Annotated in this window: 16 protein-coding genes and 1 pseudogene; 12 read left to right on the top strand and 5 right to left on the bottom strand. The window is 55.1% G+C overall.

The features are described from left to right. Positions 1-290 precede the first annotated feature (290 nt). A complete protein-coding gene (locus AAC01S_RS15375; RefSeq protein WP_067624386.1) occupies positions 291-821 on the bottom strand; it encodes a C40 family peptidase in 531 nt (176 codons plus the stop codon). A 269-nt stretch (positions 822-1,090) separates the two neighbouring features. Between AAC01S_RS15375 and AAC01S_RS15370 the strand changes: the two genes are divergently transcribed. The 6 genes from AAC01S_RS15370 to AAC01S_RS15345 all read left to right on the top strand — a co-directional run bounded on the left by AAC01S_RS15370 (position 1,091) and on the right by AAC01S_RS15345 (position 8,715). Further along, entirely contained in the window at positions 1,091-3,004 is a 1,914-nt protein-coding gene (locus tag AAC01S_RS15370; protein WP_067624381.1) for a S53 family peptidase, read from the top strand. Positions 3,005-3,262: 258 nt separating this feature from the next. Then, entirely contained in the window at positions 3,263-3,985 is a 723-nt protein-coding gene (locus tag AAC01S_RS15365; RefSeq protein ID WP_067624378.1) for a GntR family transcriptional regulator, read from the top strand. Positions 3,986-4,041: 56 nt separating this feature from the next. Continuing rightward, on the top strand, positions 4,042-5,271 hold the full coding sequence (locus tag AAC01S_RS15360; RefSeq protein WP_067624375.1) for an enolase C-terminal domain-like protein: 1,230 nt from the start codon (positions 4,042-4,044) through the stop codon (positions 5,269-5,271). Between the two features lie 23 nt (positions 5,272-5,294). Further along, the gene (locus AAC01S_RS15355; protein WP_083511859.1) at positions 5,295-6,062 is read left to right on the top strand and encodes an SDR family NAD(P)-dependent oxidoreductase; all 768 of its coding nucleotides are present in this window, start codon (positions 5,295-5,297) and stop codon (positions 6,060-6,062) included. A 23-nt stretch (positions 6,063-6,085) separates the two neighbouring features. Further along, positions 6,086-8,179, top strand: coding sequence for an alpha-glucuronidase family glycosyl hydrolase (locus AAC01S_RS15350; RefSeq protein WP_067624373.1), 2,094 nt, complete (start codon positions 6,086-6,088; stop codon positions 8,177-8,179). A 35-nt stretch (positions 8,180-8,214) separates the two neighbouring features. Further along, a complete protein-coding gene (locus AAC01S_RS15345; protein WP_067624371.1) occupies positions 8,215-8,715 on the top strand; it encodes a hypothetical protein in 501 nt (166 codons plus the stop codon). Positions 8,716-8,750: 35 nt separating this feature from the next. On the opposite strand, the gene AAC01S_RS15340 is transcribed toward AAC01S_RS15345, so the two are convergent. After that, positions 8,751-10,016 (bottom strand): ATP-binding protein, encoded by a 1,266-nt coding sequence (locus AAC01S_RS15340; protein ID WP_169794068.1) that lies wholly within the window; start codon positions 10,014-10,016, stop codon positions 8,751-8,753. A 442-nt stretch (positions 10,017-10,458) separates the two neighbouring features. Beyond that, complete coding sequence (locus tag AAC01S_RS20275) at positions 10,459-10,902, bottom strand: DUF5317 family protein (protein ID WP_169794067.1); 444 nt, start codon at positions 10,900-10,902, stop codon at positions 10,459-10,461. Between the two features lie 472 nt (positions 10,903-11,374). Here AAC01S_RS20275 and AAC01S_RS20125 point away from each other — a divergent pair, with 472 nt between their 5' ends. The 3 genes from AAC01S_RS20125 to AAC01S_RS15325 all read left to right on the top strand — a co-directional run bounded on the left by AAC01S_RS20125 (position 11,375) and on the right by AAC01S_RS15325 (position 14,501). Next, positions 11,375-11,509, top strand: coding sequence for a hypothetical protein (locus AAC01S_RS20125; protein WP_281178144.1), 135 nt, complete (start codon positions 11,375-11,377; stop codon positions 11,507-11,509). Between the two features lie 537 nt (positions 11,510-12,046). After that, entirely contained in the window at positions 12,047-12,772 is a 726-nt protein-coding gene (locus AAC01S_RS15330) for a trigger factor (protein ID WP_067624389.1), read from the top strand. A gap of 163 nt (positions 12,773-12,935) precedes the next feature. Next, on the top strand, positions 12,936-14,501 hold the full coding sequence (locus AAC01S_RS15325; RefSeq protein ID WP_370670834.1) for a glutamate synthase-related protein: 1,566 nt from the start codon (positions 12,936-12,938) through the stop codon (positions 14,499-14,501). Positions 14,502-14,569: 68 nt separating this feature from the next. Here the strand turns inward: AAC01S_RS15325 and AAC01S_RS15320 are convergent, their stop codons facing one another. Together AAC01S_RS15320 and AAC01S_RS15315 are read right to left on the bottom strand one after the other, a co-directional pair. Then, entirely contained in the window at positions 14,570-15,931 is a 1,362-nt protein-coding gene (locus AAC01S_RS15320) for an APC family permease (protein ID WP_083511857.1), read from the bottom strand. A 221-nt stretch (positions 15,932-16,152) separates the two neighbouring features. After that, positions 16,153-16,449 (bottom strand): hypothetical protein, encoded by a 297-nt coding sequence (locus AAC01S_RS15315; RefSeq protein WP_067624356.1) that lies wholly within the window; start codon positions 16,447-16,449, stop codon positions 16,153-16,155. Positions 16,450-16,567: 118 nt separating this feature from the next. Here AAC01S_RS15315 and gmk point away from each other — a divergent pair, with 118 nt between their 5' ends. The 3 genes and pseudogenes from gmk to AAC01S_RS15300 form a co-directional block, all read left to right on the top strand. Further along, entirely contained in the window at positions 16,568-17,356 is a 789-nt protein-coding gene (gene gmk / locus AAC01S_RS15310; protein ID WP_067624353.1) for a guanylate kinase, read from the top strand. 107 nt (positions 17,357-17,463) lie between these two features. Next, positions 17,464-19,197 carry a putative bifunctional diguanylate cyclase/phosphodiesterase gene (locus tag AAC01S_RS15305; RefSeq protein ID WP_067624350.1) on the top strand — a complete coding sequence of 578 codons (1,734 nt, stop codon included), beginning with the start codon at positions 17,464-17,466 and terminating at the stop codon, positions 19,195-19,197. Positions 19,198-19,211: 14 nt separating this feature from the next. Further along, positions 19,212-19,778 (top strand): annotated as a pseudogene (locus AAC01S_RS15300) (sensor histidine kinase); the annotation flags it as partial.

The following is a 19,778-nucleotide window of genomic DNA, read 5'->3' as shown; positions in this document are numbered from 1 at the left end:
CCGAGGGAGGCTTAAGGTTGTCGATCCGGCGGGTTGGAGGCAAATAAGCGTCTGAGAACCGCCTATGGGACTCCGTTCGAGTCCGATTGGGCCGAATTTGAACGAATAAGCGGCCCAGGGCCGCTTAAATCTCCCGGTTCGGAAAATTCGACACGAATAAGCGTCTTTGGGACGCTTATTCGGCGATGAAGACCGGCTCGCGGTAACCCAGGGGCGATGAAGACCGGCCTGGGGTGACTCGGTGCTGCCCGGCCTGCCTGCCTGCCGCCCCGCCCCTCGCCCCAGCTAACTTACTTCAGGATGCGTCGGGCAAAGACCAGATTCTTACCCAACCATGTGCCCTTCAGCGGCTCGATGGTGACTTTCTTCCAACCGCCGCCCTCTTGAATGACGTCTCCATTCCCAATGTAAATTCCGACATGTCCACTGCCGTTTGGTTCATTTGCTGTTTTGAAGAAGAGGAGATCCCCCACCTGAAGGTCGGACGTGGATACTGGAGTGCCAGCGTTGTTGCGCTGCCATACGGACGAACCACTGAAGTCGATCCCGAGGGCGGCACGATACACCCAAGCGACGAAGTTGCTGCAGTCAAAACCTACGAACGGCTCCTGTTTGCCCCAAACGTACGGCACATTGAGTTGTGTTTCCGCCATTTTTACAAGGATTTGCTGCTGCTCAGAAAGTTGCAAGGAAGAAACATCTGTCTCCTGATGCGTCAAGGAGCCTTGACTGCTCGGAACCGTTGTTGCTTGTGCAGAAGGAATGAGGAGCAATGAAGACATCACGAGAGCTGCCAATGCTGGCTTGATGTGAATACGCACGGGTGTCCGCCTCCAAGTGTAAGTAAGTATGTGAAAGAATATCGAATTTTGGATCCCGGGTTGTGGGGGTGGGCGAAGCGGTAAATTGTGACATATCAAGGCGCGACTCCCCGCTGTAAACCTGGTTGTTCTATTCGTTCGGAGACCCCGAATCGGATTTCATCATAACTTGTCAAATTTACCCGTTAATTTCCAGAGGGTGAGATAGGGTTGGTTGCGAATACCTTACTCTACGTAATTTGACATGACACAAACATGGGGGAGTCGAATTGAAGAATTGGAAAATTGCGTTGTTGGCAACGCCTGTTGCAGCAGGATTGCTTACCTGGGGCCTCCCATCGATAGCGTCGGCGGCACCTGTGCCAGGAAGTCAGAATAGTCAGAAGCAGCAGGATTTAGGGCCTACGGATACAAGCCAGACCATGACTGCGTCTGTCTATTTAAAAATCCAAAACGAGAGCCAACTGCAGAACTACATCCAGCAGACGGAGACGCCGGGCAGTCCGAATTATCACAAGTTCTTGTCCGTTCAACAATTCGTTTCCCAGTATGCACCGTCAAATCAAGAGATCAGCATGGTTACACACTATCTTCAATCGCAGGGAATCACGGTAGACAAAGTATTCGCGGACAACTTGGACATTCAGGTGACCGGTACGGTTGCACAATTCAACGAGGCGTTCAACATTGTGGAAGAAAATTATACAAGAGGTGGAAAATATTTTCACGCGCCGAAAGGGAGACCGCGGATTCCTGACGTGTTACTGAATAGCGTATTGGCCATTGCGGGATTGAGCAATGAGCAAGCGGCGCAATCGCTGAGCATCACCGCGTCCCAGGCCACGGGACAGCAGGAACCGCCGTTGGCTCTGCCAAAGGACGGATCGACAGCGACGGGAATCCCGGGTGAATATACAGTGGGAGATACCGCCAACATGTACGACATCAACCCGCTCTATCAACAAGGCATCACAGGCAAAGGAGAGACGATTGGCATTGCATCGCTTGCCGACTTTCTGCCTCAGGACGCGTATACATATTGGAACGCGATTGGACTGAAGACGCAGCCGAACCGCATTACCGATGTGCCTGTCGACGGCGGCGGGGCGCTGGGCGCTGGAACGGGCGAAACGTCGCTCGATGTCGAACAGGCTGGCGGTTTGGCCCCGGACGCGAACATCATTGTGTACAACGCGCCGAATACCGACGCGGGATTTCTCGATCTGTTCTACCAAGCGGTTTCGGACAATAAGGTCGATACATTGTCGGTCAGTTGGGGCCAGCCGGAGATCGACTATGTAGCGGGCATGAACGAAGGCACCGACTACACGAATGAACTTCAGGCGTTTGATCAGGCTTTCATGGAGGCAGCGGCGCAAGGCATCTCCGTCTTCGCGGCCTCGGGAGACTCGGGCGCATACGATACGCAGCGTGACTTCCCAAATACGGATGGCTTTTCGACTCCGCTTTCCGTCGACGCGCCTGCGTCAGATCCGTATGTCACGGCTGCCGGTGGGACGACCGTGCCGTATCAGGCAACGTTCTCCAAGGGATCGGTCGATATCACGACGGAGCGCCCGTGGGCTTGGGACTATCTGCAAAACCTCGGCTATTCGACCTTCTCCGTAGGTGACGGCGGTGGCGTCAGCACCATCTGGAACCGCCCGTGGTACCAGCAGGGAATCGCCGGTATGCAAAATACGGTGTCGGGACAAACGTTCACTGATTCGCAGGGGCTTCTCTATGGATCGCCATTTTCATATAACCTGCCATCGGGCTTCGCTGGCCGGAACGTCGCGGATTTGTCGATGGACGCTGATCCAGAGACAGGCTACCTCGTCTACGATACGCCCGAAGACGGCGGTTGGCTCGAAGGGGATGGCGGTACGAGTTTCGTCGCGCCTCAATTGAACGGCATCACGGCCTTGTTGGATCAGGACGCTCATTCGCGCCTCGGGCTGCTGAATCCAATGTTGTACACCATTATGCAAACGAAGGGCTATGGCGCCAATGCTCCGTTCAACGATCTCGCCGACGGGAGCACGAACTGGTATTGGAAAGCCGTTCCGGGCTACGATCCCGCAGCAGGCATCGGCACGCCGAATGTCGCGAATCTGGCGTCGGCCATTTTGGCGCTCAATGCGCATGGAAACGGAAATGGAAACGGAAATAGAGGCCATTAAGCTCGGTCGTATGCTGGCATAAGTCATCTTGTGCAACACCTGATTCGACTGAAACACCTCATTCGATGGTGGACAATGCCCTTTCGGATGGGGTGTTGTGCGTCTGTGAGGGTTGCTTGAAAGGATGAACCCAAAAAATAGTGGCTATCTGGATTGACTTGTATACAAGTGTGCAATAGGATCGAGAAGATCGCATTTGCATGCGTTCAACATGTTACCCATACGAACGCACGTTTTGCAGGAACGGTGGTGAATCCAATGCTGTCAAGCCTTCCATATGGATCGGGCAAGAAGACTCTCGGTGAACAAGCGTACGCGGCCATTCGCGAGGCAATCTTGACCATGCAGGTGAAGCCGGGCCAACTGGTGTATGAGTCGGATTTCACTCGCATGCTGCATATGAGCCGAACACCCGTGAGAGAGGCGATTCGGGCGCTCGCGCTCGAAGATCTGATCGAGGTGCTGCCGCAGCGGGGCATGCGGGTGACGCTGATTTCCCCAAAGCGGGTCGAGGAGACGCGGTTTGTGCGCGAAAGCCTGGAAGTGAGTGCGCTGCGCGAGATCGCGATGAGTATCGACGTGAATCATCGTACGGCTGTCCAACTGAAAAAGGACTTGGACGGTTCGCTGCTGCAGCAGCGAGACGCGTGCAAAGCGGGTGACGCCATGAGCTTTCTCGAGGCGGACGACCAATTTCACCGCGCGCTTTTGAACTACTTTCACAATGACACCTTGCTGGTCATGGTGGGGCAAATCCGCAGCCACTTGAATCGTGTCCGCATGTTGTCGCTGTTTGATGTGCCTGCGATGGAATCGTTGATTGCCGATCACGAGCGGATCGTCGACGCGCTGTTTTCGCATGATGTGGAAACGGCCACGCGAATTATGCAGGTTCATCTAAGGCGCGTCATGGAAGACATTTCCGTCATCATTCAGAGATATCCTTCGTACTTTGCGGAAGAAAGCAGTTTGCCTGAATGACCGTCGTGTGAATGAATCGAACGGTCAAGTGTTGAAACGAAACTGGGGGATTTTGTATGCGGATTACAGACATCAAGGCGACGACGGTCACCGTCCCGCTCGAAGCTCCGTTGAGACACAGCAATGGGGCGCACTGGGGGAGATTTGTGCGAACAGTGGTCCAGGTGTTCACGGACGAGGGGATCGTCGGCTTGGGCGAAATGGGCGGCGGCGGAGAAAGCGCGGAAGCCGCCTTTGCGGGATTGAAGACGTATTTGGTCGGACACGATCCGTATCGTCTGGAAGAGTTGAGATTCAAAATCGCGAATCCGACAGCGAGCCTGTACAACAATCGAACGCAGTTGCTCGCCGCCATCGAATTCGCTTGTCTGGATATCATCGGGAAGCATTTGGGCCGTCCCGTCTACGATTTGATCGGCGGCAAAATTCGCGACACCGTTTCCTTTGCGAGCTACCTATTTTTTCGACTGCCCAACGAGCATACGGGCGAGGGAGAAGTCCGCACGCCGGAACAGCTCGTGCAACACGCCAGAGAGCTGCGTGAAAAATACGGTTTTCGTGTGCACAAACTCAAGGGCGGCGTATTTGACCCAGATTACGAATTGGCTTGCTACCTCGCGCTGGCCGACGCGTTTCCCAACGACAGGCTGAGGTACGATCCAAACGCGGCTCTCAGCGTGGAAGATGCCATTCGCTTTGGGCGCGCCATTGAACACGTCAACAACGACTACTATGAAGACCCAACATTCGGCCTCAACGGCAACAGGCGCGTGCGCGAAATGGTTCGGCTTCCCATCGCGACGAACACGTTCGTGGTCAACTTTGAACAGTTGGCAGCCAACATTTTGAACCCAGCCATCGATGTCATTCTCCTCGATACGACGTTCTGGGGAGGCATTCGTCCTTGCTTGAAAGCGGCTGCAGTCTGTGAGACGTTCCAACAGTCCATCGCAGTCCATTCATCCGGAGAATTGGGGATCCAGTTGGCGACCATGTTGCACCTGGGCGCTGTGCTGCCGAATTTGACGTTCGCAGCGGATGCGCACTACCACCATCTGCAGGATGACGTCATCCAAGGCGGTAAGCTGCAGTACGTCGATGGAGCCATCGAGGTGCCTGCGGAACCAGGTCTCGGGGTTGCTCTCGATCCCGACAAACTTCAGCAGTACGCCGAACTGTACCGCGAATTGGGCGGTTACCCGTATGATCGCGATCCAGCCCGCCCAACCTGGTTTCCACTGGTGCCCAACACCCGCTGGGCAACACCGGACGATACAAACAACTGACCTGAGGACAGGAGGACATACCCATGCGTTTAGCAAACAAGATTGCTCTGATCACGGGCGGCGGCCGCGGCATCGGCGCTGGAATCGCCCGCAGGATGGCCCAGGAGGGAGCCGACGTCATCTTGGTCAGCCGAACGATGGCCGAGTTGGTGAAGCAAGAGGAGTGGATTCGCAACAACACGTCGGCTGACGTGCTTGTGCTGGAAGGTGACGTGAGTTCGCCCGCCGATGTCAACCGGACGGTGGATGCAGCCATTGCGAAATTCGGCCGGATCGACATTCTTGTCAATTGTGCCGGTGTTTCACTTGCCCATCCATCGGTCGATCTGCCGTTTGAGGATTGGAAACGGGTGTTGAACATCAATCTCGATGGGACGTTCCTGTATTGCCAGGCTGTGGGGAAAACGATGATCGAACGTGGACAAGGTGGCAAGATCATCAACATCACTTCGCTGGTGTCGCACGCCGCGATTCCGCAGCGGGCTGCGTACGCAGCCAGCAAAGGAGGAGTCAAGCAACTGACGCAAAACTTTGCGTTGGAGTGGGCCCCGTACAATATTCAGGTGAACTCGATTAGCCCTGGTTTTATCGTGACGGAGATCGTACGCGACTTTATTGCCAAGGGGATTCATAAGCCCGAAAAGATGATTGCGCGAATTCCAGCGGGCCGCATGGGCGAAGTGGAGGATATTGCAGGACCAGCGGTGTTTCTCGCATCGTCGGACTCAGATTATGTGACCGGGACGACGCTGATTGTGGACGGCGGCTTTTTGACCAACGGATACGTGTAATCAGAATAGAAGGGGGATAAAGGATGACGTACGGAAATTCTTCCGCACGCGGCGGTTACCGCCAGTCGTTGGACTATTCGGCATGGCTGCAACCTGCGCCATTGCTTTCGGGGAATCTCGTGGAAGTGGCGCCCTGGGCCCGGATCGTTGTGGCCGATCACGCTGAAGGGGTGCTGGGTACCGCGGTCCGTGAATTGTCGCGTGGCATTCGCGAAGCATACGCCATCGATCCAAAGGTAGAAGCGAGTTTGCGAGACGACGCCAGCGCCGTGATCGTGGGCGTCATTGGCCGGACGGCTGCGATCGACGGGTGGATCAGTCCGCATCACGCCGACGCGATCGACGATGAAGGCTACATCATTCAGCCGATTCTGTCGGAGAACCGATCGCTCCTCGTAGTGGCGGGCAAATCTGAGGTAGGCTGCCTCTATGGTGTGTTTCATGTACTGCGTTTGGTTCGTACGGCTCAGCCGTTGACAGAACCCATCGTGGAAACGCCCATCAATCCACTGCGAATGGTCAACCACTGGGACAACGCGGATGGCAGCATTGAACGCGGCTATGCGGGAAAGTCGCTCTTTTACCGAAACGGAGATATTCAGTACAGTCCGAATCGGATTACCGATTACGCCCGCCTGCTCGCTTCGGTTGGAATCAACGCGATTTCGATCAATAACGTGAACGTGCATGAGGTCGAGACGAAGTTCATCACGGAAGATTACCTGCCGTCCATTGCACGATTGGCGGAGTTGTTTCGAGCCTATGGCATCCGGATTTTTCTGAGTGTCAATTTTGCCGCGCCCATCGAAGTAGGCAAGCTGCTGACGGCGGATCCGCTGGATCGCGACGTCCAGGCATGGTGGGACGACACTGCGGTTCGAATCTACCGTCACATTCCCGACTTTGGCGGATTCCTGGTGAAAGCTGACTCCGAATTTCGGCCAGGTCCGTTCACGTACGGCCGCAATCACGCGGATGGAGCGAACATGTTGGCTAGATCATTGCGGCCGTTCGGCGGGCTGTTGATCTGGCGCTGCTTTGTGTACAACTGTCTGCAGGATTGGCGGGATCGACAAACGGACCGAGCGCGTGCCGCGTACGATCACTTTGTGCCGCTCGATGGCACGTTCGATGACAACGTGCTGCTGCAAATCAAGAACGGTCCGATGGATTTTCAGGTGCGCGAACCTGTCTCACCGCTGTTTGGCGGCTTGCAGGAGACCAATCAGATGCTCGAAGTGCAAATCACCCAAGAGTACACCGGGCAGCAGAAGCATTTGTGCTATCTGGTGCCGCAGTGGAAAGAAGTACTTGACTTCGACACGTTTGCGCGCGGCGAGGGATCGACCGTCGCCCGTATTGCTTCGGGTGAACTGTTTGGCCGGACAACTGGCGGCATGGTCGGCGTCGTCAACGTTGGCGACGACGGCAACTGGACGGGGCACTCGCTCGCACAAGCCAATTTGTACGGATTTGGCCGATTGGCGTGGAATCCCCAATTGTCGTCGGAAACCATCACCGATGAGTGGGTTCGTCTGACCTATGGTTTGAACGATCGCGTCGTACAGACGATTTCCCAACTCCTGCTGTCATCCTGGAGGACGTACGAAAACTACACGGCTCCGCTGGGGGTTGGCTGGATGGTGAACCCAGGGCATCACTATGGACCGAATCCGGACGGGTACGAGTACTCCAAATGGGGCACATACCACTATGCGGATTGCAAGGGCATCGGTGTGGATCGAACCGAAGAGTGGGGCACGGGCTACGTTGGCCAGTACCATTCCCCGAATCGGGAGCGGTACGAGAGCTTGGCAGACTGCCCGGACGAATTGCTGCTGTTCTTCCATCACGTGCCCTACCGTCACCAGTTGAAATCCGGCAAATCCGTGATCCAGCACATTTATGACACTCATTTCGAAGGCGTCGAACAGGTGCGCGACATGATGTCAAAGTGGCGGGAACTGTCCGGGTTGATTGACGCGGATCGGCATCAAGCGGTCATGGAACGGTTCGAGATCCAGTTCCAGGATGCCAAAGAGTGGCGCGACGTCATCAACACCTACTTCTACCGCAAGTCAGGCATTCCTGACGAGCACGGCCGAACGATATACTAAAATTTCATGGTTGGACAGTCTGGAGGCGCTGTCGAATGGCTCAATCAGCCGACTTTGAGACGCTCATTTCGAATGCGCTGGAACAGCCGATTTGCGGCTGGGATTTTGCCTATCTGCGTAACCGCGTGATCGATCAGCCGCTTTCGTGGCAGTATCGCAGCCTTGTAGAGTCACGTTTGCCGCAGGCCGCAGCGGTGCTCGATATGGGGACAGGCGGCGACAATGAACATGGCCTGAATCGCTGTTTGGGTGCGCCAATCAACGAAGAGTACCAACACTGGTGTCTCGACTATGCCCGACAAGAAGCCGAAGAATTGGGTTTCATCGTGATCGATGCGAAGGAAGAGTTTCCAGAGGTTGCATTCACCGACGTGGGGGCGATCGTCTACTACCTGCGGATGGTGCCGTGGCAGATTCCAGATTTCAGTGTGGAAAAGTATGCGGATGCGCTTCGCAGGATGCACGAGCGGATTCAGGCGTCCGGGCCGTTTGTAACACACGGCCATCGATTCTACTTGGAACTGAAGAAGCCATAGGGTTCGCGGGGATTCGCAACCAGCCCAACCCCGTTTTAAAGCGTCGAACTCCGTTCCCCGTGCACTGCTTGTGAATGGGAGGACGTCTCAACGATAGGGAACGTCAACATGACATGCGTTCCCTTCGAGCCGTCGCTGTCGAACCGGATGGATCCCTTGTGCTCCTTAACGATATTATGAACGACCATGAGCCCGAGACCTGTCCCTTTTTCCTTCGTCGTGTAGAACGGCTGGCCCAGTGACTGGATGAGGTGCTGAGGAATTCCTGGCCCCTCGTCCTGAATTTCCACACGAACTTCGTTGCCCGAAAGGCTCATCTTGACGTAGATATTTCCTCCGTTGCCTTCCATAGCTTCGATGCTGTTTTTGAACAGGTTCACGAACACTTGTTTCAGTTGATTCGGATTGCAGTGAATGTAGACTGTTTCCTCGAGGTTCGCGACGAAGAACACATTATCCTTATGCGCTTGTCCTTCCAACAACGTGATGGTATCGCGGATGATCAGCTTCAAGTCGAAATCGACAAACAGCGACGGTTCCGGTTTCGCCAAGAGTAGCAATTGACCCGTGATCTCGGATATCCGACTCAACTCAGACCACACGACGCGGAATGCTTCCGGAGACACTGCATCGAACTCTTGGCGAAGCAGTTGCAGAAAGCCCATCACCGAAGTGAGGGGATTCCGAATCTCATGCGCGATCCCGGCGGCGAGCTGTCCCGCGACCGCGAGTTTCTCGGTCTGGATCAAGTATTTCTGTTGGCGCAGCCGCTCCGAGATGTCTCGCGAAACAACGATGAACCCATCCAACTCTCCGTCTTCTCGAAATACCGGCGAGACCTGCGTTTCCGTCGGGATCGACGTGTCGCCAAATTGAAACAGCAACTCGTGAAGCGATGTCACGGATGGCTTCGCCGCGATCGCCTTACGCAGGTCCTCGCCATGCTCTTCGATGAAGTCAAATACCTCTCGACCTGTGATGTCTTCGAGGGATACGTGAAAAAGCCTCGCGTGCGACGGGGAAGCGAATGTGATTTGCCCGTTTGGATCGATCACGAGAACCAAATCGTCCGTGTTGTTGGCAATCAGCTGGTATTTCTTGTTCGCCTCGATGGACGATTGCACTGCGCTATAATACTGGCGGGACATCACAATGAAGCAAACCAACAGGGCCGCTGCAGGAAGCATGGCTGAGAGTGCGGTTTCGTATTGGGAGACAAGGGTGAGCACGGCCACAGACACCATCATAGGAATGAGTGTTCGAGTGCTGAGCGAATGCCAAGCCTGCCTCAGTTGCCCCAACGACCATTGAACGCCCATGTATAATACGAAGTTGCAAGCTTCAAAACACACAATTAGCAGTGCTCGCTGAAGTATGACAGAATGTCCAGGATAGACATCATTGACAAAACAGCATCCGGCGAGTGCGAGTTGGAACATGCCTAAAGAAATAAAGTAACGGTACCATCGAACCGATTTGATATTCCAATTATTGGCGCTAAAAAACATGGCCAGACAGCTCAGTGTGATCACGATGGATGTATCGGAGTAGCCGAGACTTCGCAGGCTCCATAGGTAACATATCACTGAGGGAGTCCACTTCACGCTGCCTGGGAGGCAAATGGGATATAAATCCAGAATGATGGCTAGCAAGCAAAATAGCAAGACGAGGGGCCTAAAGTGAGCCGTCAAACTGTATAAGGCCAAGATCACGGTCATTGCTCCACAAACCAGCAGCAACCATCTATAACTTATTCGAAGATGTTGTACCAACGGGCGTCGCTCGCTTTCGAGTGTTGGATAGGGCAAACCATACGATACCCAAACCTACTAATATATCTCCTGGACTCATGATGTACGGTGGAATCGGCAGCCAATCGCCTAACCACCAATCTCCGCGAGGATTCGCAATGATTGAGTGCCGAGACCCGATATGGTCTGAAACAGACATGTGAAGCATGCGCATGGTTTGCTCTAAGACTGGCATGGACCCATGATTCAACAGTATAACAACGATGTTTAAAACTGTGCCTATGAGAATTAACCAAAGTCCCTTTACATGGATGTTGGCTAAAAGCCACACAATAATCAAGCATAAAAATAAGGGCAGCAACCAAGATACGTAAGATTTATGAAGGAGATTTAATAGGATTTCACCTATGAGTCCGAAGATTAGTACGTAGGGCAAGCGGTACCTTACCCTGAGGAGCAACGATGGCGGACGTCTGAGTAGAAGCAGCCATAGAATCGCCAGCCCAATGAAGTAGATCAACGTGTCTTTCGCCTCCGCTTATCTTCTTTGTTGGGTATGAAAAACAAGAGAGAAGAACCGTAGGTCGATTCTTCTCTCAGTTTTCGAAAGATTAGATCCACGGGAAAGTAGCAACCGTTGCAATAGCCAGGGCTGCGAGAACGCCCAAAGAAACGAGAGATTCTTTCTTGTTCAACAGGTTTTTCACCGAATTCACCTCCATGCGGTACAGAGAATCCGACACCTGATGACAGCATACCAATTTCTCTATGTCGAAGGCTGTCGAAGGGTGGAGGCTTTGAAATTTTTTGCTAGATTTTGTTGTTTTGAGTCTATTCGACCGATTAGTCAGATTCTATTTCAGACAACGCGAAAGCGAAATCGGAGAGAGTCGTGAACGGAAGAGCCGATGGGGGAGCAGACGGAGCAGATGGAGCAGATGGAGCAGATGGAGCAGATGGAGCAGGAGCAGGAGCAGGAGCAGGAGCAGGAGCAGGAGCAGGAGCAGGAGCAGGAGCAGAATAAGCGGCCCCAGGCGGCTTAAGTGTGTCGAATCGTCGAAGTTGCGCCGAATAAGGGGCTCACAGCCGCTTATTCGGCCGAGGTCGCTCCACTTCAGGCGCAGCGGCGGCAAATAAGCGGCCGTGGACCGCCTATTTGCCTTCGATCCAGCGATTTCACCGAAATAAGCGGCTGAGGGACGCCTATTTGCACGGCCCCACCGCCGCGATCGGGCGCCTTCGCCGGGATCGGGCGCCTTCGCCGGGATCGGGCGCCTTCGCCGGGATCGGGCCCCTTCGCCGGGATCGGGCCTCTTCGCTGGGACCGGGCGCCTTCGCCGGGACCGGGCCCCACCGCCGGGATCGGGCCTCTGCGCCGGGCCCGGGCGCCTTCGCTGAGACCGGGCGCCTTCGCCGGGCCCGGGCCCTTTCGCTGGGACCGGGCCCCTCGCCAGCCTCCGCGAGCCCGTCTCACGCGACATTCCAAGACATCCCTCCTCGTGATCGCGCAAGTTGCGTTACAATAGGAATCAAATATGTAAGAGAGCGTGGGGATTTGCACGAGCCGAATCAATGAAGTGATGAGAGAAGTTCGTCGTGACTACCAATCCATCGATTGGGACCTCCTGGTCTCGGAACAGTGGGTCGAATCGTACTTGAATTCACTGTACTTTATGAAACGCTCCAACGAGTTGGAGGACGCTTGGCGAGATCTGTGGGCCTTTGCGCTCTATGTGGACAGGACTGGCGTTCAATCGCTTTCCGAATTGCCTTGGTGGGAGTACTCGCTGGCGTTGGAATGGATTGAGGATCACGTGATCGACGTCGATTGGTTTGAGTTGACGTTGGAGTCTGCGCGGCGGATGCTCGGCAGGTGGATGGATTTCTACACCCACCTGGAGAAGATTGGCGTAGAGGTCGATCAGACGACTATCGCGGAAGCGTATCGGAAAATCTGCGGCGGAAAAACGTTGAAATTGGTCGAGAAAATTCCGTTCACCGGTGCTGAACCATGGATGTCCATCATGGTTTCGAAGGAGCAATCCGTCGAGTTTCAAATTGCCGACTTCTGGCTGATTATCCTGTACGCGCAAGTGGGGAATTCGTGGGACAAGCTGAATGAAGAACTGAAGTCCGCGGTTGCCGTTCGAGCGAAGCGAAAGCGCATCGAGCAGCTCCGTGAAAAGTTGAGAGCCGCCAACTGCGAGGACGATCCGGTTCAACTTGTTCGCGGCCAGGTGGATGAAGACGATATCGAAGACGCAGAGCGTTGGTTCCTGCGGCGGAAAACTGCGGCGCCGGAATAGCAATCAAGTCTTGGTCCTCGACCTTTGTTGGGGTGGGAGGGCCTTCTTCTTTTTCTGTTCTGTGCTCCTGCACGTGGTACACTGACGGAAACGAAGGCTGGAGAGTGATAACATGCCAATTTGGGCCGTGATCGTGCTTGTCGTCGTTCTGGGATTGTTCGTCATGCTTCCTGTCGCAGGCTTCGCGTACCTCTACTTTCTGTCCCGACGTCCGCAGCACTCCGTCATTCGCGCGCATCCGTACATGGGCTGGATTCGCTACGTTCTTGAGAAGTTGGGACCAGAGTTTCGCCAATATTGGTTCGATCACGATACCGCTGGCAGACCCTTCTCGCGAGCCGATTTTCTTTCAGTCGTATTTTCCGCGAAATATCGAACGGATTTGATTAGCTTCGGATCCAAGCGGGATTTTGACAGCCCAGGCTTCTATCTTGCCAATGACCTGTTTCCAAAACTTGTGGAAGAATTGAACGTGGATAATCTCGAACTGGTCGCAGGCAAGACATATGAGGTCGTCAAGGAGGGACTGTTTACTCGCCGCGAGCATATTCGATCCGCCGACACCAGCCGGTGGCTGTACACAGACGACGATGCCATTGTGGTGGGAGCGGATCGAGCAAACCCGTGGCGGATCAAAGGGATGTTCGGTGCATCGGCGACGTCGTATGGGGCGGTCGGCGAACATTACATCCGATCGACTGGCAACGGCGCGCGGATGGCAGGCGGATCGTGGATCAATACGGGAGAAGGCGGCGTTGCGCCAGAGCACTTGGAAACCGGTGTCGACGTTATCTCGCAGATTGGCCCCGGGCTCTTTGGCTTCCGCGACGACGATGGCCAGTTTTCGTTCGACGAATTCCGTGAAAAGGCGAAGATGCCACAGATCAAGGCGTTCGAACTGAAATTCGCCCAGGGCGCGAAGATCCGCGGCGGCCACTTGGAGGGTGCGAAGGTCAACGCGAAAATCGCCGCCATCCGCAAAGTGCCAATTGGCAAGACTGTCAATTCTCCGAATCGCTTCCCCTTTCTCAAGACACCCGAAGACTCATTGCGTTTCGTTCAGCGTCTCCAAGCCGAAGGAGGCAAACCAGTCGGAATCAAGATCGTCGTGGGCCATCCAAATGGGCTCGATGACTTGTTCGAAGCGATGGTGAGCTTGGACATCTATCCGGATTTCATCACGGTCGATGGCAGCGAAGGCGGGTCTGGAGCGACGTTCAAAGCGATGGCGGACGGCATGGGATTGCCGCTCTACTCCGCGCTGATTGCGTTGGACGATGCGGCTCGGCGGTATGGCGTTCGCGATCGGTTTCGAATATTCGCGTCAGGAAAACTGATCACGGCCGACAAAGTCGCGATCGCGCTGGCGCTTGGCGCCGACTGTGTCAACTCCGCCCGTGGGTTCATGATGGCGAACGGCTGCATTATGGCCCTTCAGTGTCATACCGGTAAATGTCCGACTGGCGTTACGACGACGGATCCGAAATATCAGGCGGCGCTTGTTCCAGAAGAGAAGCAGTGGAGGGTCATGAACTATGTCCTGCAAATTCGTCAGGGCGTATTCGCGCTCGCCGCGGCGTGCGGTCTGGAAAGCCCGCGTCAGTTGGACCGCGGGCACGTCGTCTTCGTGAACGAACACGGCCGCAGCGTTCGCGTCAGCGATTTGTTCCCGCATCCACAATCGAGGAGCGATGTACGGCCAGGCGTTGAGACGAAGGAGCTTGGGTAAAAGGCGGTTCATATCGGATGGCATGTTCACACCGGATCGCATCGCCTGAGGGACTCTAACTGAAGGAATCAGACGCCGCCCTCGTCTTCATCGGCGGTTTGCAATATCCATACGGCGACGCCGACCAAGATCCAGACCACGCCGTAGGTGATGAGCTGCTTGCTGGGCTTGACGGACACAAGGGCCGTGATCACCACAGCCATCCCCAAGACAGCGACTGCCGCGTCAACCAAGCGAACGGCAAGGCGTGCGCCGCGTCGCGACATCGCAAAGTGCCGAAGCAAGGCGACTTGCAGGAGCAAAAACGCGGTGAGCGCGCCGAACGACACGAACACATTCAACGTTTGAGCCGAAACGAAGGTCGCGAGCAAAAACGCGAGCAGAACGGCGATGGACATCGCGACGTTGGGGACGCCTGTGGCAGGCTGCAGGCGTCCCAGCCAGGAAGACCAAGGCAGCTTCTCGTCGCGGGCCAAATTGTAGAGAATTCTCGTCGAGGCTGTGTGCCCGGCCCAAGCATTCACTACACCAGACGCGAAGATGGTGGAGCAAGCCAGCAGCCAGTAGAGCCACGGGCCCGAAATGGAACGGGCGAGATCGAAAAATCCAGTCGCAGGGTCGAGATTATCGAAATTTGGATAGACGCTGTTGGCCAGGATCGACTGCAGCAGGAAGAGGGCTCCAAGCAGGCCAAACGCAGTCCATGTCGCCCGTCCAATCATCTTTCGCGGCTCGGGCACTTCGTTGCCGAGAGTGCTGACTCCGTCGAAACCGAGGAACACAAGCAGGCCAATCGATACCCATTTCGCGAAGATCGCCCAGTTCATCGGCTGAACGAGGCTCGCGCTGCTTGCCGCCGCAAGGTGGGGATGATGCGAGAGAAAATAGATTGCCGCTGCAACGAAGACGGCGAGCGCAAACAGTTCTACGCACAGAAACAGTAAACCAAACTGGAGTTGCCGCCGGATGGAGCGCTGGCTGAGCACGAGGTTCATCAGGGCAAACAAGGCAATCCAGACGAACGACGGCACGTCAGGCAGCCAGAGGGAGATAAGCTGAGCCGAGTTTGCGTACAAGACCGCAGGAATAAACAAATAGTCCGCCAAAATGAGCCACGAGGCAAACCATCCAGCCTTCTCCCCCAGACCAAGCGACACAAATTCGTAGATGGAGCCGCCCCGATTCGAGATCCCGCTGAAACGCCAGTAGCTGTACGCGATGCACGCCATGCAGCACCAGCCGAGCAGAAATACGAGTGGAACTCTCCCTGAGCTCTGACCTGCGACATATCCATACATCGACATAGGTGCGATAGGGACCGTAAAGAGCAGTCCAAAGACAATTAAATCGGATAAACGCAATGATTTTGTCAGTTCTCGCGGCGTTTCCTCGAAACGTTCCGGATATGAACGGGCACTCGTGACTTTCATTCGATCGCGCCTTTCCCCATGTCCATCATATTTTTCTCTACATAAGCGTTTGCCGAATGTCGGTCGGCGACGCGGCGGAAGCGGTGGCGGGCGGTGGAACCGCGGCGGCGTGGCGGCGTGGCGGCGTGGCGGCGTGGCGGCGTGGCGGCGAATAAGGGGCCGATGGCCGCTTATTTGTGTCGAATCGTACGAGTTGCGCCGAATAAGCGGTCGAGAGCCGCTTATTCGGCCGAAATCGCTCCATTCCGGGGGTACCGAAGGCAAATAAACGTCCTCGGGCCGCCTATTTGCCTTCGATCCGGTCGTTTGGTCGAAATAAGCGTCTGAGGGACGCTTATTTGCAAGTCCGCCATCGTCTCTGGACCGCCCGCCAGCGCGATCGCGCCCTCCGCCAGCGCGATTGCGCCCTCCGCCAGCGCGATCGCGCCGCACCTTCGCCCCGGCTGTCGCCAGCGCGATCGCCTCGCCGTATAGAAGTTGCTTGGGTGTCCGCAACCCGCTTTGGCCGATGCTATCATGTAGTCTACTCTGGATTGAATAGCGGAACAACTCAGTAGATGTTCCAATGAAGGGTGTACTTCGTCATTAGAAGTGTGTATACTGTTTGAAAACATCGTGATGAGGGGCGTGAAGCATGTGGACAAGGTGCAATTTCATTTGGACCGGTTGTTGTTTGAGCGGGAGTGGAAAATACCGGACCTCATGAAGCGTTCCGGTGTGAACAAGAACACGCTTTACGCCATTAAGAAGAACGAGATTTCTCGAGTCGACTTGAAGGTTCTGCAAAACATCTGTGACGCGTTGTCCTGCACATTGGCTGAACTGATGAGTTACGAGCCTAAAGGGGAGGGGGAACAAAAAGGCCTTCTCTTCATTTTATCGGGTCCGTCGGGGGCTGGTAAGAATACGTTGATCAACTCTCTTCGCGATAATTACGACTTGGGGTTGACGTTCATTCCTTCATTTGCCACCCGACCCATGCGCCCCGGCGAGTCGAACGGGAATCCCTACTATTTTGTCACCCGCGACGAATTTCACGCGATGGCGGAACGCGGAGAGTTCTTGGAGTATGAGACCATCCATGGGAACTACTACGGCACACATCTGATGACGTACGAGCGGGCTCTTGATGAAGGAAACATCATCATTAAGGACATCGATGTGAATGGCGCGCTGAACATGAAGCGCGAGTTCGGGGATCGAGTGGTATTGATCTATGTACGCCCGACGTCGCTGGACGAGCTGGAAGGACGGCTGCATGGGCGTGGAGACGCCGACGACGACATTCGCATCCGGTTGGACAGGCTCAAATACGAAGAATCGCTGAGCGAACACTTCGATTTTCTGATCTTCAACGACGACGTGCCGACGGCAACCGCGGAACTGGCGCAGATTATTCGCACATGCACGAGGCGCAGGGCCTGAGCGGAACCTAAGCCGGGGACCTAAGAGGATCGGGCCCGATTCTTGTCGAAGTCTGGTGGAAGCTTCAAAGTAGAGATACAGCCCCGTAGACTTTGGAGGAGCCGGCGATGGCAGAAAACGACGTTCAGGTGAATCCGAGTTCCGTTGTGGATGTTGGCAGCAATCGGGCGGAGAGTTCCGCCGGCGTACCGGTGACGGCATTCCTGCCGTCATTCCACCAAATTTTTCACGCAGTGCTCGATGCGGTATACATCTACCCGCTTGGGTCGGATGGCGAGCCTCGGCCATTCGTCACGGCCAATGAAGCGGCTGAACGGTTCCTCGGATATTCGGCGAAAGAAATTCAGAGGTTGCTCATCTGGGACATCGTGCATCCATCCCTACACGATACGCTTCGCGAAATCTACCAAACCTTGCGGCCTGGGCAGCGGGTCTTGACTGAGTCTGTCTATGTCACGAAATCAGGTGAAGCGTTTCCGGTCGAAGTTTCCTTGCAATCCGTGGAGATCCGAAGTCATCGTTTGATTGTATCCATCTGTCGCGACATCTCCCAGCGAAAGGCTTCCGAACAACAGTTGTTTGCGCGGTCCTTTTTCGATTACGGCACGGGCTTCCCCAACGAAGCATGGCTGCGCAACCAACTTTCGCGTCTTGAAGCGCAGGGCCAGCCGGTGTCGATCATCGCCATCGGCCTGAACAAGTTCGTTCCGCTGCGGGACACATATGGAGACGCTGTGACCAACGAAGTGGTGCAGATTCTCCTCATGCGGCTGCAGCGCGTCTTGCCCAGAGCGTGCATCGGCCGTGTCGCGTTCAACGAATTTGTGATGATCCTCCAGTCAAGTTATGTCGATCGCGGCCTTCTCGGCTTCTTGGCGTCGCGGATCGAACAGCCTATTCACGTGTCGGGCTTCACGTTCCACTTGCAGGCAAGCTTCGGCGTCGCACTGCATTCGTCCGGCCGCGCGGGGGATGGTCGGGACGCTCAACTGTTTTCGCATGCGCTTCTCGCGTTGCACAGTGCCGAATCCGAGGGGCTGCATTACCAGTTTTATTCCCCGCATCTCCATCGTCGGATCGACGAGACGCATCAGACCTATCTTCGATTGGTTGACGCGCTCGATCGCGGCGAAATTACGGTCCGCTATCAGCCGGAATTGGACGCACGCGGCAAGGTCGTAGGCGCAGAGGCCTTGGCGCGGTGGGAAGTCGGCGATGTTCCGGTCGAGCCTGGCACGTTTATCTCCGTCGCCGAAGAGGTGGGGTTGATTCATAAACTGGGCATTCGCGTTCTGGCAACGGTCTGTCGCGACTTGGCCCACAATCCCGTCTTGCGGGACTCCGGTATTTCGATCTCCGTGAATTGTTCTGTCCGACAGCTGGACAACCCCGATTTCTTGCGCCAGGTTCGCACCGTGATGGACAACTACGGCATCCCCCCGACTCGCATTGTATTCGAAGTGACCGAAAGCGCTTTTGCGGATTCTGGAAAGCATTTGTCTATATTGAAGGCGGTGCAGCAGGAAGGGATCCGTCTGGCGATTGACGATTTCGGCACAGGCTATTCGTCCTTGCAATATTTCCGCGATTTGACGCCGGACATCTTGAAGATCGATCAGTCGTTCATTCGAGGCATCGGAGAGGAAAGGAATGCGGAAATTATTGTCGCGGGCATCATCGATCTCGCTCACCATCTCGGTTCGCTCGTCGTTGCCGAAGGTGTCGAGATGGATCGGCAGCGCCGTTGGCTGATGGAGCGTCAGTGCGATATATTTCAGGGTTATCTATTCAGCTGCCCGATTCCTTTGGAAGAGTTTGCAGCGTACATGAGCAGCCAGTGAAAGAGGGTTATTCCGTGAGGCGTCGAGTGAACAACGTGAGGTTCTCCTTGCGTTACCAGGTCGTCGCGATATTGATGTGCTCCATGTTGGTCATTGTCATCCTAAGCAACACACTTTTCTACTATATCGCAAAAGCATCTCTCGAAGGCAGCGCCATCAAGCAAAACACCATGGTCGCCCAGCAAATCAAACTGGAGATTGTTCAATCCGAGCAAGGAGAAAATTACATTGACAATTTGCTCGGCAACGAATTGCGAATGGCGGCTTTGGCGATTGAGCATCAACTGCCCAAACACGCGAAAGACGTCAAGAACGCTCAACTGGTCGCATTGTCGAAGCAGCTTGGGATCAGCGGAATTACGCTGTTTCAAAAGACGAAGGACGACATCGTCGGCGTGAAGTCTTCAGATCCCAAAGAAATCGGTCTCTCGACGAAGGGAATGGACAAATGGTATATCGCGTTCCAAGATGTGTTCCGTCGAGATCCGCAGGCGTCGAAGTATGGGACGGCCGGGAAAGATTATTGGTCCGGCCCGTTTTCCAACGCGACGTCCGATCCGTCGAAGGTCAATAAATGGGGA

The organism is Alicyclobacillus acidiphilus NBRC 100859, from assembly GCF_001544355.1.
Taxonomy (GTDB): Bacteria; Bacillota; Bacilli; order Alicyclobacillales; family Alicyclobacillaceae; genus Alicyclobacillus; species Alicyclobacillus acidiphilus.
This window is presented reverse-complemented; position numbering and strand designations above follow the sequence as displayed.

Bases quoted from the DNA above. Each gene is read 5' to 3' on its own strand.
- AAC01S_RS15365 (WP_067624378.1), top strand. From the start codon at position 3,263: ATGCTGTCAAGCCTTCCATATGGATCGGGCAAGAAGACTCTCGGTGAA.
- AAC01S_RS15360 (WP_067624375.1), top strand. From the start codon at position 4,042: ATGCGGATTACAGACATCAAGGCGACGACGGTCACCGTCCCGCTCGAA.
- AAC01S_RS15355 (WP_083511859.1), top strand. From the start codon at position 5,295: ATGCGTTTAGCAAACAAGATTGCTCTGATCACGGGCGGCGGCCGCGGC.
- AAC01S_RS15350 (WP_067624373.1), top strand. From the start codon at position 6,086: ATGACGTACGGAAATTCTTCCGCACGCGGCGGTTACCGCCAGTCGTTG.
- AAC01S_RS15345 (WP_067624371.1), top strand. From the start codon at position 8,215: ATGGCTCAATCAGCCGACTTTGAGACGCTCATTTCGAATGCGCTGGAA.
- AAC01S_RS20125 (WP_281178144.1), top strand. From the start codon at position 11,375: ATGGGGGAGCAGACGGAGCAGATGGAGCAGATGGAGCAGATGGAGCAG.
- AAC01S_RS15330 (WP_067624389.1), top strand. From the start codon at position 12,047: ATGAGAGAAGTTCGTCGTGACTACCAATCCATCGATTGGGACCTCCTG.
- AAC01S_RS15325 (WP_370670834.1), top strand. From the start codon at position 12,936: ATGCTTCCTGTCGCAGGCTTCGCGTACCTCTACTTTCTGTCCCGACGT.
- AAC01S_RS15320 (WP_083511857.1), bottom strand. From the start codon at position 15,931: ATGAAAGTCACGAGTGCCCGTTCATATCCGGAACGTTTCGAGGAAACG.
- AAC01S_RS15315 (WP_067624356.1), bottom strand. From the start codon at position 16,449: ATGATAGCATCGGCCAAAGCGGGTTGCGGACACCCAAGCAACTTCTAT.
- AAC01S_RS15305 (WP_067624350.1), top strand. From the start codon at position 17,464: ATGGCAGAAAACGACGTTCAGGTGAATCCGAGTTCCGTTGTGGATGTT.